Source organism: Pseudomonas sp. GL_090, assembly GCF_057837765.1.
The window spans coordinates 6,127,952-6,143,698 of record NZ_CM174452.1 but is presented as its reverse complement, the minus strand read 5'-3'; the positions used below and the strand labels follow the sequence as shown (position 1 = coordinate 6,143,698).

General features: G+C 60.4%; 13 protein-coding genes. 8 read left to right on the top strand and 5 right to left on the bottom strand.

The window, feature by feature from the left end:
* Positions 1-59 precede the first annotated feature (59 nt).
* Positions 60-1,073 carry a porphobilinogen synthase gene (gene hemB, locus AC3ITA_RS27835; protein ID WP_414929697.1) on the top strand — a complete coding sequence of 338 codons (1,014 nt, stop codon included), beginning with the start codon at positions 60-62 and terminating at the stop codon, positions 1,071-1,073.
* A gap of 18 nt (positions 1,074-1,091) precedes the next feature.
* On the top strand, positions 1,092-3,320 hold the full coding sequence (ppk1, locus tag AC3ITA_RS27830) for a polyphosphate kinase 1 (protein ID WP_150671974.1): 2,229 nt from the start codon (positions 1,092-1,094) through the stop codon (positions 3,318-3,320).
* Positions 3,321-3,475: 155 nt separating this feature from the next.
* Here ppk1 and ppx read toward each other — a convergent pair whose 3' ends face one another.
* The 5 genes from ppx to AC3ITA_RS27805 form a co-directional block, all read right to left on the bottom strand.
* On the bottom strand, positions 3,476-4,978 hold the full coding sequence (ppx, locus tag AC3ITA_RS27825) for an exopolyphosphatase (RefSeq protein WP_095945537.1): 1,503 nt from the start codon (positions 4,976-4,978) through the stop codon (positions 3,476-3,478).
* 126 nt (positions 4,979-5,104) lie between these two features.
* Entirely contained in the window at positions 5,105-5,842 is a 738-nt protein-coding gene (locus AC3ITA_RS27820) for an amino acid ABC transporter ATP-binding protein (RefSeq protein WP_489278934.1), read from the bottom strand.
* Positions 5,829-6,479: an amino acid ABC transporter permease gene (locus AC3ITA_RS27815; protein WP_095945539.1), complete on the bottom strand. Its 651-nt coding sequence runs from the start codon at positions 6,477-6,479 to the stop codon at positions 5,829-5,831. The genes AC3ITA_RS27820 and AC3ITA_RS27815 overlap by 14 nt, the downstream gene beginning before the upstream one ends.
* Positions 6,476-7,144, bottom strand: a complete 669-nt coding sequence (locus AC3ITA_RS27810) for an amino acid ABC transporter permease (RefSeq protein WP_095945540.1) — start codon at positions 7,142-7,144, stop codon at positions 6,476-6,478. The genes AC3ITA_RS27815 and AC3ITA_RS27810 overlap by 4 nt, the downstream gene beginning before the upstream one ends.
* Positions 7,145-7,166: 22 nt before the next feature.
* Complete coding sequence (locus tag AC3ITA_RS27805) at positions 7,167-7,952, bottom strand: transporter substrate-binding domain-containing protein (RefSeq protein ID WP_095945541.1); 786 nt, start codon at positions 7,950-7,952, stop codon at positions 7,167-7,169.
* A 256-nt stretch (positions 7,953-8,208) separates the two neighbouring features.
* Between AC3ITA_RS27805 and AC3ITA_RS27800 the strand changes: the two genes are divergently transcribed.
* The 6 genes from AC3ITA_RS27800 (at position 8,209) to AC3ITA_RS27775 (ending at position 15,559) form a co-directional block, all read left to right on the top strand.
* Positions 8,209-8,916: a FadR/GntR family transcriptional regulator gene (locus tag AC3ITA_RS27800; protein ID WP_150671978.1), complete on the top strand. Its 708-nt coding sequence runs from the start codon at positions 8,209-8,211 to the stop codon at positions 8,914-8,916.
* Between the two features lie 120 nt (positions 8,917-9,036).
* Positions 9,037-9,366, top strand: a complete 330-nt coding sequence (gene trxA / locus AC3ITA_RS27795; protein ID WP_003206727.1) for a thioredoxin TrxA — start codon at positions 9,037-9,039, stop codon at positions 9,364-9,366.
* A gap of 247 nt (positions 9,367-9,613) precedes the next feature.
* Positions 9,614-10,873 carry a transcription termination factor Rho gene (gene rho, locus AC3ITA_RS27790; RefSeq protein WP_003206716.1) on the top strand — a complete coding sequence of 420 codons (1,260 nt, stop codon included), beginning with the start codon at positions 9,614-9,616 and terminating at the stop codon, positions 10,871-10,873.
* A gap of 196 nt (positions 10,874-11,069) precedes the next feature.
* A complete protein-coding gene (locus tag AC3ITA_RS27785) occupies positions 11,070-13,055 on the top strand; it encodes an acyltransferase family protein (protein ID WP_489278931.1) in 1,986 nt (661 codons plus the stop codon).
* A gap of 69 nt (positions 13,056-13,124) precedes the next feature.
* Complete coding sequence (gene ubiD, locus AC3ITA_RS27780; RefSeq protein WP_008048693.1) at positions 13,125-14,591, top strand: 4-hydroxy-3-polyprenylbenzoate decarboxylase; 1,467 nt, start codon at positions 13,125-13,127, stop codon at positions 14,589-14,591.
* Positions 14,591-15,559: a CDP-6-deoxy-delta-3,4-glucoseen reductase gene (locus AC3ITA_RS27775; protein WP_414929700.1), complete on the top strand. Its 969-nt coding sequence runs from the start codon at positions 14,591-14,593 to the stop codon at positions 15,557-15,559. The genes ubiD and AC3ITA_RS27775 overlap by 1 nt, the downstream gene beginning before the upstream one ends.
* Positions 15,560-15,747: the final 188 nt, after the last annotated feature.

Sequence of the window (15,747 nt, the reverse complement as noted above, 5' to 3'; positions counted from 1 at the left end):
CGTCATAATGGCCGCTTATAACTGTCACGCTCGCACGTCTGCGGGCTCAGGAGTCTGCCGTGAGCTTTACCCCCGCCAACCGTTTGTTCCCAGCAACCCGCCTGCGCCGTAATCGCCGTGACGACTTCTCGCGTCGTCTGGTGCGGGAAAACGTCCTGACCGTCGATGATCTGATCCTGCCGGTGTTCGTGCTGGATGGTGAAAACCGTCGCGAAGCGGTGGCTTCGATGCCGGGCGTCGAACGCCTGACCATCGACCTGTTGCTGGAGGAAGCGGCCAAGTGGGTCGAGCTGGGGATTCCGGCGCTGGCACTGTTCCCGGTGACGCCCTCGGAACTCAAGTCGCTGGACGCCGCCGAAGCGTGGAACCCCGAAGGCATCGCCCAACGCGCGACCCGTGCGTTGCGTGTGCGATTCCCTGAGCTGGGGGTGATCACCGACGTCGCCCTGGACCCGTTCACCACCCATGGCCAGGACGGCATCCTGGATGAAGAAGGCTACGTGCAGAACGACATCACCGTCGACGCACTGGTCCGGCAAGCCCTGTCCCACGCCGAAGCCGGCGCTCAGGTCGTGGCCCCATCGGACATGATGGACGGTCGCATCCAGGCGATCCGCGAAGCCCTCGAAGTGGCCGGTCACGTCAACGTGCGGATCATGGCCTACTCGGCCAAGTACGCCAGTGCCTATTACGGTCCGTTCCGCGATGCGGTCGGTTCGGCGCTGAACCTGGGCAAGGCCAACAAGGCCTCCTATCAGATGGACCCGGCCAACAGCAACGAAGCGCTGCACGAAGTGGCCGCGGACTTGTCAGAAGGTGCAGACATGGTCATGGTCAAGCCGGGCATGCCGTACCTGGACATCCTGTGCCGGGTAAAAGAAGAATTCAAAGTGCCGACGTTTGTTTATCAAGTCAGCGGCGAATACGCCATGCACATGGCGGCGATCCAGAATGGCTGGTTGAGCGAAGGGGTTATCCTCGAGTCCCTGACTGCTTTCAAACGTGCAGGGGCTGATGGCATCCTGACGTACTTTGCCGTTCGTGCCGCTCAATTGTTACGAGAGCAAAAATAGCCCTCCCAGGAACATTCGATGAATACCGAAGTACTCACTGAAGTTGCCGTAAAAGACGCTCAACCTGTGGTGGAGCAAGTCGACGAGACCCCGCCGGTGCTGGAGCCAGCTCCGCCCGCGGCGGTCGTCGAAACCGCCGTGACAGCGCCAGCGCCGGTGCTGGCCATTCCCGGCCTGGATGACAGCAGCCTGTACATCCACCGCGAGCTCTCGCAACTGCAGTTCAACATCCGCGTGCTGGAGCAGGCGCTGGACGAGTCCTATCCATTGCTGGAGCGGCTGAAGTTTCTGTTGATCTTCTCCAGCAACCTGGACGAGTTCTTCGAAATTCGCGTCGCCGGCCTCAAGAAGCAGATCACCTTTGCCCGTGAACAGGCCGGTGCCGATGGTCTGCAACCGCATCAGGCCCTTGCACGCATCAGCGAGCTGGTCCACGGTCACGTCGATCGCCAGTACGCGATCCTCAACGATATTCTGTTGCCGGAACTGGAAAAGCATCAGGTCCGCTTCATCCGTCGCCGTAACTGGACGACCAAGCTCAAGACCTGGGTCCGCCGCTATTTCCGTGACGAGATCGCACCGATCATCACCCCGATCGGCCTCGACCCGACTCACCCGTTCCCGTTGCTGGTGAACAAGAGCCTGAACTTCATCGTCGAGCTCGAAGGCGTCGACGCCTTTGGTCGCGATTCCGGTCTGGCGATCATCCCGGCGCCACGCCTGCTGCCGCGCATCATCAAGGTGCCGGAGGAAGTCGGCGGCGCTGGCGACAACTATGTATTCCTGTCGTCGATGATTCACGCCCACGCCGATGACCTGTTCCAGGGTATGAAGGTCAAGGGTTGCTACCAGTTCCGCCTGACCCGTAACGCCGACCTGGCGCTGGACTCCGAAGACGTCGAAGACCTGGCCCGCGCCTTGCGCGGCGAGCTGTTCTCCCGTCGCTACGGCGATGCGGTGCGTCTGGAAGTGGCCGACACGTGCCCGAAACACCTGTCTGACTACCTGCTCAAGCAATTCAACCTGAGTGAGTCGGAGTTGTATCAGGTCAACGGTCCGGTGAACCTGACGCGGCTATTCAGCATCACCGGCCTGGACAGTCAGCGCGAGCTGCAATACCTGCCGTTCACCCCGCAGATTCCGAAACTGCTGCAGAACAGCGAGAACATTTTCAGCGTGGTCAGCAAGCAGGACATCCTGCTGCTGCACCCGTTCGAGTCGTTTACCCCGGTGGTCGACCTGCTGCGCCAGGCCGCCAAGGACCCGCACGTGCTGGCGGTGCGCCAGACCCTGTACCGCTCCGGCGCCAACTCGGAAATCGTCGATGCGCTGGTGGATGCGGCGCGTAACGGCAAAGAAGTCACGGCGGTTATCGAATTGCGCGCGCGGTTCGACGAAGAGTCCAACCTGCAGCTGGCCAGCCGTCTGCAAGCGGCCGGTGCGGTGGTGATCTACGGTGTGGTCGGCTTCAAGACCCACGCCAAGATGATGCTTATTTTACGGCGCGAAGCGGGTGAAATCGTGCGTTACGCGCACCTCGGTACGGGTAACTACCACGCCGGCAACGCCCGCCTGTATACCGACTACAGCCTGCTGACCTCCGACGACGCCTTGTGCGAAGACGTCGGCAAACTGTTCAGCCAGTTGATCGGCATGGGTAAGACGCTGCGCATGAAGAAACTGCTGCACGCGCCGTTCACCCTGAAGAAGGGCATGCTCGACATGATTGCCCGGGAGACCCAGTTCGCCCTCGACGGCAAACCGGCGCACATCATTGCCAAGTTCAACTCGCTGACCGATCCGAAGATCATCCGCGCGCTGTACAAGGCCAGCCAGTCAGGCGTGCGCATCGATCTGGTGGTGCGTGGCATGTGCTGCCTGCGGCCGGGCATCGCCGGGGTTTCCCACAACATCCACGTGCGCTCGATCATCGGCCGCTTCCTGGAACACACCCGGGTCTTCTACTTCCTCAACGGTGGCGATGAGCAGATGTTCCTGTCCAGTGCCGACTGGATGGAACGCAACCTCGACAAGCGCGTTGAGACTTGCTTCCCGGTGGAAGGCAAGAAGCTGATCATGCGGGTCAAGAAAGAGCTGGAGTTGTATCTGACCGATAACACCCACAGCTGGAGCCTGCAGTCGGACGGCCGTTACATCCGTAACACACCGACCGGCAACCAGAACCCGCGCAGCGCCCAGGCGACGTTGCTGGAGCGTTTGGGTAGTCCGATTCTGGCTGTGCGGTAACGGGAGTCAGCGGGTGAAAAAAGGGCGATCCATGTGGATCGCCCTTTTTGCTGTAGGAGCGAGCTTGCTCGCGAAAAACGTGAGGGCAACGCGTATCCAGATAACACGCGTTATCGTTAGCCTCCATCGCGAGCAAGCTCGCTCCTACAGGGGGATTAGCGAGCGCTCAACACGATATCGACCCGGGTCAGCCATTGCGCTTCGATTTCGAAGTCGGCCTGGGTCAGCTGGTTTTCGTCCAGCCAGTTTTCCGGGAACACCACTTCCAGGCTGTTGCCATGGGCGTTCAGTTCCACCTGAGGCATTTGCTGGGTGCCACGGATGTGGTGGAACAGGATCGCAAAGCGCAGCAGCACGCACAGGCGAATCAGCTTGATGCCGTCATCGCCGAAATCGGCGAACTTGTCCTTGGGAATGTTGCGTCGGTGGCCGCGTACCAGCAGCGCGAGCATCAACTGGTCTTCGCGGGAGAACCCGGCGAGGTCCGAGTGCTCGATCAGGTAGGCGCCGTGCTTGTGGTACTGGTAGTGAGCGATGTCCAGGCCCACCTCATGGACCTTGGCTGCCCAGCCGAGCAGTTCGCGCCAGACGCCGTCTTCCAGATCCCAGTCCTCGGCCACCTGATCGAACGCATGCAGTGCCTTGCGCTCGACCCGTACCGCCTGTTCCTGATCGACGTGGTAGCGCTCCATCAGCGAAGTGAGGGTGCGTTCGCGCACGTCTTCGTGATGATGGCGGCCCAGCAGGTCATAAAGCACACCTTCGCGCAGGGCACCTTCGCAGTGATCCATGCGTTGCAGTTCGAGGGAGTCGAAGATTGCTTCGAGGATCGCCAGGCCCGCCGGGAAGATCGCCCGGCGATCCGGTTTGATACCTTCGAAATCGATTTTCTCGACGTCGCCCATCTTGATCAGTTTGCGCTTGAGCCAGGCCAGGCCTTCGGCGTTGACCTCGCCGGTACCATGACCGCCAGCCTTCAGCGCCAGACCGATGGCGCGGATGGTGCCCGAGGAGCCGATGGCTTCATCCCAGGTCAGGCGGTGCAGGGCGTGCTCGATGCTCATGATCTCCAGCCGCGCCGCGGTGTACGCCTGAGCGTAACGGGCCGGGGTGATCTTGCCGTCCTTGAAATAGCGTTGGGTGTAGCTGACGCAGCCCATTTGCAGGCTTTCGCGCAGCAGCGGTTCGAAGCGCTGGCCAATGATGAATTCGGTACTGCCGCCACCGATGTCGGCCACCAGGCGTTTGCCCGGGGTATCGGCGAGGGTGTGGGACACGCCGAGATAGATCAGGCGCGCTTCTTCACGGCCGGAAATGACTTCCACCGGGTGGCCGAGGATTTCTTCGGCGCGATGGATGAATTCGGCGCGGTTGCGGGCTTCACGCAAGGCGTTGGTGCCGACGATGCGAACGGCGCCGGTAGGCATACCGCTGATCAGTTGGGCGAAGCGCTTGAGGCAATCGAGCCCGCGCTGCATCGATTCTTCGCTGAGATGGCGCTCTTCGTCGATGCCGGCGGCCAGCTGAACCTTCTCCCCGAGACGCTCGAGAATACGGATCTCGCCGTTCTGGGCTTTGGCCACGACCATGTGAAAGCTGTTGGAGCCCAGGTCGATTGCTGCGATCAGGGACAGATTCTTGGCTTTGGATTGCGGCATGGTCAGGGGTCTCGGTCGATAACCTCGACATCGTGCCACGATCAAAGGCTGGCGCCAACGCGCAGTGTTCAAAGCCTTGATCCAGTGCATGCTCGCGATGGCGGCCTTCCAGACACCGAAGATCTGTCAGCCCGCCGCCTCAACCGTCCCAATGAAGTTCGCCAGCTCCGCCGTCTGCGGATTGGCAAACAACACTTTCGGGTCGCCCATCTCATGCACCTTGCCCATGTGCATGAACACCAACTTATCCCCAACCTCCCGGGCGAACCGCATTTCGTGGGTGACCATGATCAGTGTCATGCCTTCCCTGGCCAGTTGCCGGACCACGCTCAGCACTTCATTGACCAGTTCCGGGTCCAGCGCCGAGGTAATTTCGTCGCAGAGCAAAACCTTCGGCGACATCGCCAGTGCCCGGGCAATCGCTACACGCTGTTGCTGCCCGCCGGACAAGCGATCCGGGAAAGCATCGAACTTTTCCCCCAGTCCGACCCTTTCCAGCATCTGCCGCGCCAGTTCGGCGGCCTTGGCTTTCGGTACTTTCTGCACCACTTGCGGCGCGAGCATGACGTTCTCGCCGACGGTCAGGTGCGGGAACAGGTTGAACTGCTGGAACACCATGCCGACTTTCTGCCGCAGGCTGCGCAGGTCGGCGCGGGCGGCGTCGAGGTACTCGCCGTCGACTTCGATCACGCCGTCGTTGATCGATTCCAGGCCGTTGAGGGTGCGCAGCAGGGTGGACTTGCCCGAGCCGCTGCGGCCGATGATCGCCACCACCTGGCCTTCCTCGATGCTCAGGTCGATGCCTTTGAGCACATGGTGATCGCCGTAGTATTTATGCAGGGCGGAAATTCTAAGCAGAGGCATGCAGTCTCCTTTCCAGATAGCGCGCACTGAGCGACAAGGGGTAGCAGAGCAGGAAGTAGCCGAGGGCGACGAGGCCGTAGACCATGAACGGTTCGAAGGTGGCGTTGGCGAGCATGCCGCCGGTCTTGGTCAGCTCGGTGAAGCCGATGATCGAGGTGACGGCAGTGCCTTTGACCACTTGCACCGAAAACCCCACGGTCGGCGCCACGGCGATGCGCAACGCCTGAGGCAGGATCACATGGCGCAATTGTTCCAGCGGGGTCAGCGCCAGGCTCGATGAGGCTTCCCATTGGCCGTTTGGAATCGAATCGACGCAACCGCGCCAGATCTCCGCCAGATAAGCGCTGGTGAACAACGTCAGTGCAATCGCCGCCGCCATCCACGGCGAAATCTCTATCCCGGCCAGCGCGACGCCGAAAAACACCAGGAACAACTGCATCAATAGCGGTGTGCCCTGGAACAGTTCGATGTAAGTGCGGGCGAAACTGCGCGGCAGGGATTTTTTCGAGATGCGCATGATCATGATCAACAAGCCGATCAGCCCGCCGCCAATGAACGCCACCAGCGACAGCGCCAGCGTCCATTGCAGACCCATGAGCAGGTTGCGCACGATGTCCCAGAAGGTGAAGTCGCTCATCGGCTGCTCCTTGCAATGAAGCGGTGGCCGATCCAGTTCAATAGCTGGCGGATCAGTAGCGCCATGCACAGGTACAGCAGCGTGGTGAGTGCGTAGGTTTCAAAGGCGCGGAAGTTGCGCGATTGAATGAAGTTGGCGGCGAAGCTCAGCTCTTCGGTGGCGATCTGCGAGCAGACTGCCGAGCCGAGCATGACGATGATGATCTGGCTGCTCAGCGCCGGCCAGACTTTGCCCAGTGCCGGCAGCAGCACCACATGACGGAACGCTTCGAAGCGTGTCATCGCCAGTGCCGCGGCGGCTTCCAGCTGACCCCGGGGAATCGCCTGGATGCCGGCGCGGATGATCTCGGTGGAATAAGCGCCGAGGTTGATGACCATTGCCAGCACCGCCGCCTGCCATTCGGAAATCTGCACGCCCAGGGACGGCAAGCCGAAGAAGATGAAAAACAACTGCACCAGGAATGGCGTGTTGCGGATCAACTCGACGTAGACCGCGAAAATCCCCGCGAAAGGCCGGATGTTCCACGCCCGCACCAACGCCCCGACGATGCCCAGCCCCACGCCGAGCAAAGCGCCGATGGCGGTCAGCTCAAGGGTGAACAGCGCACCGCGCAGCAACAGGTCGGTGTTGTTCACCACCGGCAGGAAATCGAACTGATAAGCCATAAAACGTCTCCAGCGCGCCGAATCAGAGATCGGCCGGCAACGGTTCTTTCAGCCAGGTCAGGGCGTTCTTTTCCAGCGCGCCGTCGCTCTTGGCGGTCACGAGGATCTGGTTGACCTTGCCCAGCAGCGCCGGCTCGTTCTTGTTGACGCCGACGTAGACCGGCGAATCCTTGAGCTTCAGTTTCAGCGCCGGCACGCGTTTCGGGCTTTTCTCGCTGATGGCGACCATCACCACGTTGCCGCTGGCGATCAGGTCGACTTGCCCGGCCAGGTACGCGGCAATGGTCGAGTTGTTGTCTTCGAAACGCTTGATGGTCACGCCTTCGGGGGCGACCTTGGTCAGCTCGATGTCTTCGATGGCGCCACGGGTGACGCTGATGGTCTTGCCCTTGAGGTCGTCCAGGCTCTTGATGTCGGCGTCTGGCGGACCGAACACGGCGAGGTAGAACGGCGCGTAGGCACGGGAGAAGTCGATGACCTTTTCACGCTCCGGGTTCTTGCCGAGGCTGGAGATCACCAGGTCGACCTTGCCGGTGGTGAGGAACGGGATGCGGTTGGTGCTGTTGACCGGGGTCAGTTCGAGTTTGACCTTGAGCTGGTCGGCCAGCAGTTTGGCTGTATCGATGTCGAGGCCGCGGGGTTTCATGTCCGGGCCGACCGAACCGAAGGGCGGGAAGTCCTGGGGCACGGCCACCTTGAGGACGCCGCGCTTGACCACATCCTCCAGGCCGTCGGCGTGGGCGGGTGCCTGGCTCAGCATCAGGCTGGCAAACAGGGCTTTGATGAGGGCGCTGTAACGCTGGGTCATGGAAAATCTCCGGATCGGCAAGAAGTGATTTCTGCGGATCGACAGAGCATGGGCCATGCCAACTTAGGGTTTTGGGGGCGCCAGAGCGCGGTTTTGCTGGTGCCGAACGGTCTTACTGGTCTGAACAGTCAGGTTGTATTTCGCACTCCGATAGCGCAGCCAGGAAAATTGCCGAACCCCCATGGGGCACGACTTGCCGGGCGTCGTGAATAGCTTTACAACTGGGGCCACCTTGGCCTGGTTCGTCTGGAAAACCATGAACTCGATCTCTCGCGCCGTACCTGAAGTGGCGCTGCAAGCCATCCGCAAACTGATTACCGAACAGGGCTTCGGGCCGGGGGATGCCTTGCCCTCGCAACGGGGCCTGGCGGTGCAATTGGGGGTCAGTCGGGCGTCGTTGCGCGAGGCGTTGTCATCGCTGAGCGCACTGGGCGTCATCAGCATCCAGCCGGGCAAAGGCGTGTTCGTGCAGTCGCCGGTGGAGTTGCCGCGCGGCGATGCGGTGCCGGGCTGGCCGTTCGCGGCACAGGCTTCGCCGCTGGACATCTTTCAGTTGCGCTATGCGCTGGAAGGTTTTGCGGCGGGGTTGGCGGCCGTAACCTTGAGCACCGACGAACTCGATGCACTGGAAGACAATGTCGCCGCCATGCGCAACGAGTTGAAGTCCGGCGACTTCGAAGCCGCGGCCCGCCTGGATTTCGAATTCCACCGCCGCATCCTGCGGGCCAGCGGCAATCAGGCGATGCTGAGCATCCTGACCGCCAGCGCCGACATCTTCCTGGAAAGCCAGAAGCTACCGTTCATCCGGGTCGAGCGGGCCATGGAAACCTGGCAGGAGCACCGCAAAATCCTTCGTGCGCTGGCCCGCCGAGCGTCTGGCGCCGCGCAAAAGGCCATGCAGGAGCACGTACGCAATGCCGCGTTGCGCACCGGAATCGCGTTCATCGCTCCCGTCACTTCATGACCTGAGCTATACCCAAACTCATGAATCACCATAGCGAGACTCAATCATCTGCACCTTCCTGAACGAGGGAAGGGCAGCTATGATGGGCCACGTTTTTTTGCTTACAACCTGGAGAATTCCATGAGCAGCGATCTTATCAAACACGTTAGCGACGCTAGCTTCGAGGCCGACGTACTCAAGGCCGAAGGCGCTGTACTGGTCGACTACTGGGCTGAATGGTGCGGCCCTTGCAAAATGATCGCTCCGGTTCTGGACGAAATTGCCGAGACTTACAAAGGCAAGCTGACCGTTGCCAAGCTGAACATCGACGAAAACCAGGAAACCCCGGCCAAGCACGGCGTACGTGGTATCCCGACCCTGATGCTGTTCAAGAACGGCAACGTTGAAGCGACCAAGGTCGGCGCACTGTCGAAGTCGCAACTGGCTGCCTTCCTCGACGCCAACATCTAAGCGTCGCTGCAAAGTATCCTGAAAAAGCCCCGCAAATAGCGGGGCTTTTTGCGTATTCAGGGCTAGACGCTCCTAAACTCAGGTGGTACATTCGGCCCCGCACTGGTTTCTCCACTGCCCCCTGCTAGCCGTCGCCGACGCACTCCTTTTCGAATAAGTACGCGATCCTGTCGCCTTCTCTGCGGCGCGGCCTCATTAAGCCAAAAGCTTAATTTCCCCCCTCCATAAATGATTACGTCATTCCTATATGAATCTGACTGAACTCAAGCAAAAGCCGATTACCGAACTGCTCGAATTGGCCGAACAGATGGGCATAGAAAATATGGCCCGTTCGCGCAAGCAGGACGTGATTTTCTCCCTGCTCAAAAAGCACGCTAAAAGCGGCGAGGAAATCTCCGGTGATGGCGTGCTGGAGATTCTCCAGGACGGCTTCGGCTTCCTGCGCTCCGCTGACGCTTCCTATCTCGCCGGTCCAGACGATATCTACGTCTCGCCGAGCCAGATCCGTCGTTTCAACTTGCGCACCGGTGACACCATCGTTGGCAAGATCCGTCCTCCAAAGGAAGGCGAGCGTTATTTCGCGCTGCTCAAGGTCGACACGATCAACTTCGACCGTCCGGAAAACGCGAAAAACAAGATTCTCTTCGAGAACCTGACTCCGCTGTTCCCGACCGTGCGCATGAAGATGGAGGCCGGTAACGGTTCCACCGAAGACTTGACCGGTCGTGTCATCGACCTGTGCGCCCCGATCGGTAAAGGCCAGCGCGGTCTGATCGTTGCACCGCCGAAAGCGGGCAAGACGATCATGCTGCAGAACATCGCCGCGAACATCGCGCGTAACAACCCAGAAGTTCACCTGATCGTGCTGCTGATCGACGAACGTCCGGAAGAAGTAACCGAAATGCAGCGCACCGTGCGCGGCGAAGTGGTTGCCTCGACGTTCGACGAGCCGCCAACCCGCCACGTGCAGGTTGCCGAAATGGTGATCGAGAAGGCCAAGCGCCTGGTCGAGCACAAGAAAGACGTGGTGATCCTGCTCGACTCCATCACCCGTCTGGCTCGCGCCTACAACACCGTGATCCCGAGCTCCGGCAAGGTACTGACCGGTGGTGTCGATGCCCACGCCCTGGAGAAACCGAAGCGTTTCTTCGGCGCGGCGCGGAACATCGAAGAAGGCGGCTCGCTAACCATCATCGCCACCGCGTTGGTTGAAACCGGCTCGAAGATGGACGAAGTGATCTACGAGGAATTCAAAGGCACCGGCAACATGGAGTTGCCGCTGGATCGCCGTATCGCTGAAAAGCGCGTCTTCCCGGCCATCAACATCAACCGTTCCGGTACCCGCCGCGAAGAGTTGCTGACTGCCGACGACGAGCTGCAGCGCATGTGGATCCTGCGCAAGCTGCTGCATCCGATGGATGAAGTCGCTGCCATCGAGTTCCTGGTCGACAAGCTGAAAACGACCAAGACCAACGATGAATTCTTCCTGTCGATGAAACGCAAGTAACATCGCCCGTTGAGTTCAAGAGAATGGCGCCCCGGTGGGGCGCCATTTTTTTTGCCTGCAATTTTTTGCCCGGACCATGGGAGGTTTTTGATTGGCCAGGGTCAGTTGGTTAGCACTTCAACCAGCCGCGTCAGCAGTCATCTCCGGGGACGATGCTCAAGCGCGCTGAAACAACGATCTGACTGGTTTAATTTTTATGAGCTCACTGGCTTATCGAAGGGATATCGACGGCTTGCGCGCAGTGGCGGTGATCGCTGTCGTGCTGTTTCATTTTGGCGTTCCGGGGTTTACCGGCGGCTTTGTCGGCGTGGACGTGTTTTTCGTGATTTCCGGTTACCTGATCACGTCGATCATCTGGAATCAGCGCCAGACCGGGCAATTCAGCTTCGTCGATTTCTGGGCCCGGCGTGCGCGGCGGATTTTGCCGGCGTTGTTCGCGATGATCGTCGCGGTGCTGGCGGTCGGCTGGTATTTGCTGGCACCGAAGGATTACGAGGAACTGGGGCGGTCGGTGCGTTACCAGGTGATGTTCGTGTCCAACATCCTGTTCATGCGCCAGGACGGCTATTTCGATGTCGCCTCCGATCTCAAACCTCTGCTGCACACCTGGTCGCTGGCGGTGGAGGAGCAGTTTTACATCGTCTTCCCGTTGCTGCTGACACTGCTGTCGAGTCGTCTGAAACATTGGCGGCCGGCGCTGTTCGGCGTATTGCTGCTGTCTTTTGGCTTGAGCGTGTGGGCCGTCGCCCATCATCCGGAAAAAGCCTTCTTCCTGCTGCCGATGCGTGCGTGGGAGCTATTGGCCGGTGCGATGCTGGCGGTAGTGCCCAAGTCTGCATGGCGTCTCAAGCCGATGGCGGCGCAGTGGCTGAGCCTGTTTGGCATGGTGCTGATCCTGTTGGCGGTGTTCGGTTATGACAAGGCCACGCCATTTCCTGGCGTCGCGGCGTTGCTGCCGGTGCTTGGCGTGGTGCTGATGATTTTGACCAACGGTCATCGTGAAACCTGGATTGGTCAGTTTTTGAGCAGTCGGATAATGGTAGGCCTCGGCCTGATTTCTTATTCCTGGTACCTGTGGCACTGGCCGGTGTTCGTATTCTCCCGCTATGCCAGCGTCAGTGAACCGGGTGCTTTCGACAGTGCCGGGTTGATTCTGCTGACGCTGGTGCTGGGTTATCTGTCGTGGAAGTTCGTCGAAACCCCGTTTCGTGAGCGTCGCCTGTTCGCTGGACGCCGGCAGATTCTGCTCGCCGGCGCCTGCGGTGTCCTGGTACTCGGCCTGGCCGGGCAGACCTTGCGATGGACCGACGGCATGCCGTGGCGTCTGTCTGACCAGGCCCTGCAATACGCCAAGGGGCGCGAATGGCGGCCAGAGCTCATGGCCTGCCTGGCCGATGACAAGACGCCGGATGACAAATTGTTCTGCCGTTATGGCGCGCAAAACCGCCTGCCCCCAGCGCTTGTCTGGGGCGATAGCCATGCCACGGCGTTGATTCCGGTTTTCAACGAGGGGGCCAAGATCCATGGTGTCAACGTGATGCTCGCCAGTTCTGCTGGTTGTTTGCCTGTCGAAGGCCTGGAGCATGATGCGCGTTGTGCGCGGTTCAATCGACGCGTTGAACAGGCCTTGAAGCCGCAAGCTGTCGCCGATGTGGTGTTGGTCGCGCACTGGAGCCTGTACCTCTACGGCGACGGCAAAGGTGATCTGGGCCACGCGCTGAAAAACACTGATGGGCATTACGACCGCGCCCGTGCCGAACAACGTCTGGCCGATGGCTTGCGTGCACGAGTCGCGCAATTGCGTGCCGGCGGGCATCGGGTCTGGCTGGTAAAAGAGGTGCCGTTGCAGGCCTTCAGTCCACCGTATCGTCTCACCCGTCTGGCAATGCTGGCCCGTCCTGTCGACGATGTCGGGCTGGCACTCGCAGAGCACCACACGCGCCAGGCATTCATCAGTCAATTGTTCGCACAACTGGCGCAAGACCCGGCGGTACAGGTGGTGGACCCGGCGCCGAGGTTATGTGATGCAAACGGCCTGTGCCGCGCCGAACGCGGCGGCTACTCGTTGTACACCGATGACAATCATCTCTCGGAAGTCGGTGCGCGGTGGGTGGCGCCGATCCTCGAACCGCTGTTTGTCAGTCTGCAAGCCGAGGTAAACCCGGGAAATGCATCCAGATAAGCAGCGATAAGCTGCCAGCGGCCGGCAGAGCAGGTAGGATGTACGCCTATTTTTCGAGTGCCATCATCAATGAAATTCAAGGATCTTCGGGATTTCGTGCAGCAGCTTGAGCAGCGCGGAGAGTTGAAACGCATCCAGATTCCCGTCTCTCCAGTGCTGGAGATGACCGAGGTGTGTGATCGCACGCTGCGTGCCAAAGGCCCGGCGCTGTTGTTCGAAAAGCCGACAGGCTATGACATCCCGGTGCTCGGCAACCTGTTCGGCACCCCCGAGCGGGTCGCCATGGGCATGGGGGCCGAGTCGGTCAGCGAGCTGCGCGAGATCGGCAAGCTGCTGGCGTTCCTCAAGGAACCCGAGCCGCCGAAAGGCCTGAAGGATGCCTGGTCCAAGCTGCCGATCTTCCGCAAGATCATTTCGATGGCGCCCAAAGTCGTCAAGGACGCGGTGTGTCAGGAAGTGGTCATCGAAGGCGACGACGTCGATCTGGCCATGCTGCCGGTGCAGACCTGCTGGCCGGGCGACGTCGGTCCGTTGATCACCTGGGGCCTGACCGTCACCAAAGGCCCGAACAAGGATCGCCAGAACCTCGGCATCTATCGTCAGCAGGTGATTGGCCGTAACAAGGTCATCATGCGCTGGCTGAGCCACCGTGGCGGCGCGCTGGATTACCGCGAGTGGTGCGAAAAGCACCCGGGCCAGCCGTTCCCGGTTTCCGTGGCCCTGGGCGCTGACCCGGCGACCATCCTCGGTGCCGTGACCCCGGTGCCCGACAGCCTTTCCGAATACGCCTTCGCAGGCCTGCTGCGCGGTAACCGCACTGAGCTGGTGAAGTGCCGTGGCAACGATCTGCAAGTGCCGGCCACCGCCGAAATCATCCTCGAGGGCGTGATCCATCCGGGCGAGATGGCCGATGAAGGCCCGTACGGCGACCATACCGGTTACTACAATGAAGTCGACAGCTTCCCGGTATTCACCGTCGAACGCATCACCCACCGGATCAAGCCGATCTACCACAGCACCTACACCGGCCGTCCGCCGGATGAGCCGGCAATCCTCGGCGTGGCATTGAACGAAGTGTTCGTGCCGATCCTGCAGAAGCAGTTCCCGGAGATCACCGACTTCTACCTGCCGCCCGAAGGCTGCTCGTACCGCATGGCCATCGTGACCATGAAGAAGTCGTATCCGGGCCATGCCAAGCGGGTAATGCTGGGTGTCTGGTCGTTTTTGCGACAGTTCATGTACACCAAGTTCGTTATCGTCACCGACGACGATATCAACGCCCGGGACTGGAACGACGTGATCTGGGCCATCACCACGCGCATGGACCCCAAGCGCGACACGGTGATGATCGACAACACGCCGATCGACTACTTGGACTTCGCCTCGCCGGTGTCCGGCCTGGGGTCGAAAATGGGCCTCGATGCCACGCATAAATGGCCGGGCGAAACTACCCGTGAATGGGGGCGGGTCATCGTCAAGGACGATGCCGTGACCCAGCGGATCGATGCCATCTGGAATCAGTTAGGAATAGATTGATGCGTGTAACCTTGCAGCCCTCCGGAGCAGTGCTTGAGACATTGCCCGGCGAGCGGATTCTCGATGGCGCGCGACGTCTGGGCTACGAATGCCCGCAAAGCTGCCGCAACGGCAATTGCCACGTGTGCGCGGCGCTGCTGGTGGAAGGACGGGTCGAGCAGGCCGGCGATGTGCGCGACCATGGCGAGTTCTACACTTGCATAGCGGAGCCGCTGGAAGACTGCATCGTGCTGTGGGATGGCGTGCTCGCGCTGGGAGAACTGCCGGTGCGCAGCGTGTCGTGTCAGGTCATTGAGTGCAAGGAGGTGGGCGGCGACACCTGGCGCGTGCGTCTGCGGGCTCCGGCCGGCAAACCGCCGCGCTACCACGCCGGTCAGTACCTGATGATCGAACGCGAGAACGGCGAAAAATCCGCCTTCTCTCTCGCCTCGGCCCCGCATGCGGGGCGCGACCTGGAAATCCACGTACTGGCGCGCGAATCCAGTGCGTTGAATCTGATTGAACAGCTGCAGCGCAACAACATGGTGCGGGTCGAATTGCCGTTTGGTGATACCCACCTGGAGGAGTTGCCGGACGGTCCTCTCGTGCTGATCGCCGCGGGTACCGGCATGGGCCAGGTCCATGGCCTGATCGAACATTGCCGGGCCTCGGGTTTCAAGCATCCGGTGCATCTGTATTGGGGCGTGCGTCGTCCTGAAGATTTTTATCAAATCGAGCATTGGGACGAATGGCTGAAGTTGCCCAACCTGTTCCTGCACAAGGTCGTCAGTGATCAATGCGGTTGGGAAGGGCGGTGCGGCATGTTGCATGAAGCGGTCTGTGAAGACTTCCCTGACCTCAAGCCGCTGCACGTATACGCCAGTGGCTCTCCGGCCATGGTCTACGGCACGCTGGATGCGCTGGTGGAAGCGGGGATGGACGCTCACCAGATGCGCGCCGACGTTTTTGCGTATGCCCCCAGATCCTGATATTGCCCCTCCACACTGTAGGAGCGAGACTGCTCGCGATGGACTCAAGAGCGCCGCGGACAGCCTGACTCCCCGCGTAATCGTTAACGATCATCGCGAGCAAGCTCGCTCCTACAGGTTATAACTCTCTATATAGCCTATCGGTATTTATAATCTTTTATAAATCTCGGTAGGTTATATCTCATTCA

Bases quoted from the DNA above. Each gene is read 5' to 3' on its own strand.
- ppk1 (WP_150671974.1), top strand. From the start codon at position 1,092: ATGAATACCGAAGTACTCACTGAAGTTGCCGTAAAAGACGCTCAACCT.
- ppx (WP_095945537.1), bottom strand. From the start codon at position 4,978: ATGCCGCAATCCAAAGCCAAGAATCTGTCCCTGATCGCAGCAATCGAC.
- AC3ITA_RS27820 (WP_489278934.1), bottom strand. From the start codon at position 5,842: ATGCCTCTGCTTAGAATTTCCGCCCTGCATAAATACTACGGCGATCAC.
- AC3ITA_RS27815 (WP_095945539.1), bottom strand. From the start codon at position 6,479: ATGAGCGACTTCACCTTCTGGGACATCGTGCGCAACCTGCTCATGGGT.
- AC3ITA_RS27810 (WP_095945540.1), bottom strand. From the start codon at position 7,144: ATGGCTTATCAGTTCGATTTCCTGCCGGTGGTGAACAACACCGACCTG.
- AC3ITA_RS27805 (WP_095945541.1), bottom strand. From the start codon at position 7,952: ATGACCCAGCGTTACAGCGCCCTCATCAAAGCCCTGTTTGCCAGCCTG.
- AC3ITA_RS27800 (WP_150671978.1), top strand. From the start codon at position 8,209: ATGAACTCGATCTCTCGCGCCGTACCTGAAGTGGCGCTGCAAGCCATC.
- trxA (WP_003206727.1), top strand. From the start codon at position 9,037: ATGAGCAGCGATCTTATCAAACACGTTAGCGACGCTAGCTTCGAGGCC.
- rho (WP_003206716.1), top strand. From the start codon at position 9,614: ATGAATCTGACTGAACTCAAGCAAAAGCCGATTACCGAACTGCTCGAA.
- AC3ITA_RS27785 (WP_489278931.1), top strand. From the start codon at position 11,070: ATGAGCTCACTGGCTTATCGAAGGGATATCGACGGCTTGCGCGCAGTG.
- ubiD (WP_008048693.1), top strand. From the start codon at position 13,125: ATGAAATTCAAGGATCTTCGGGATTTCGTGCAGCAGCTTGAGCAGCGC.
- AC3ITA_RS27775 (WP_414929700.1), top strand. From the start codon at position 14,591: ATGCGTGTAACCTTGCAGCCCTCCGGAGCAGTGCTTGAGACATTGCCC.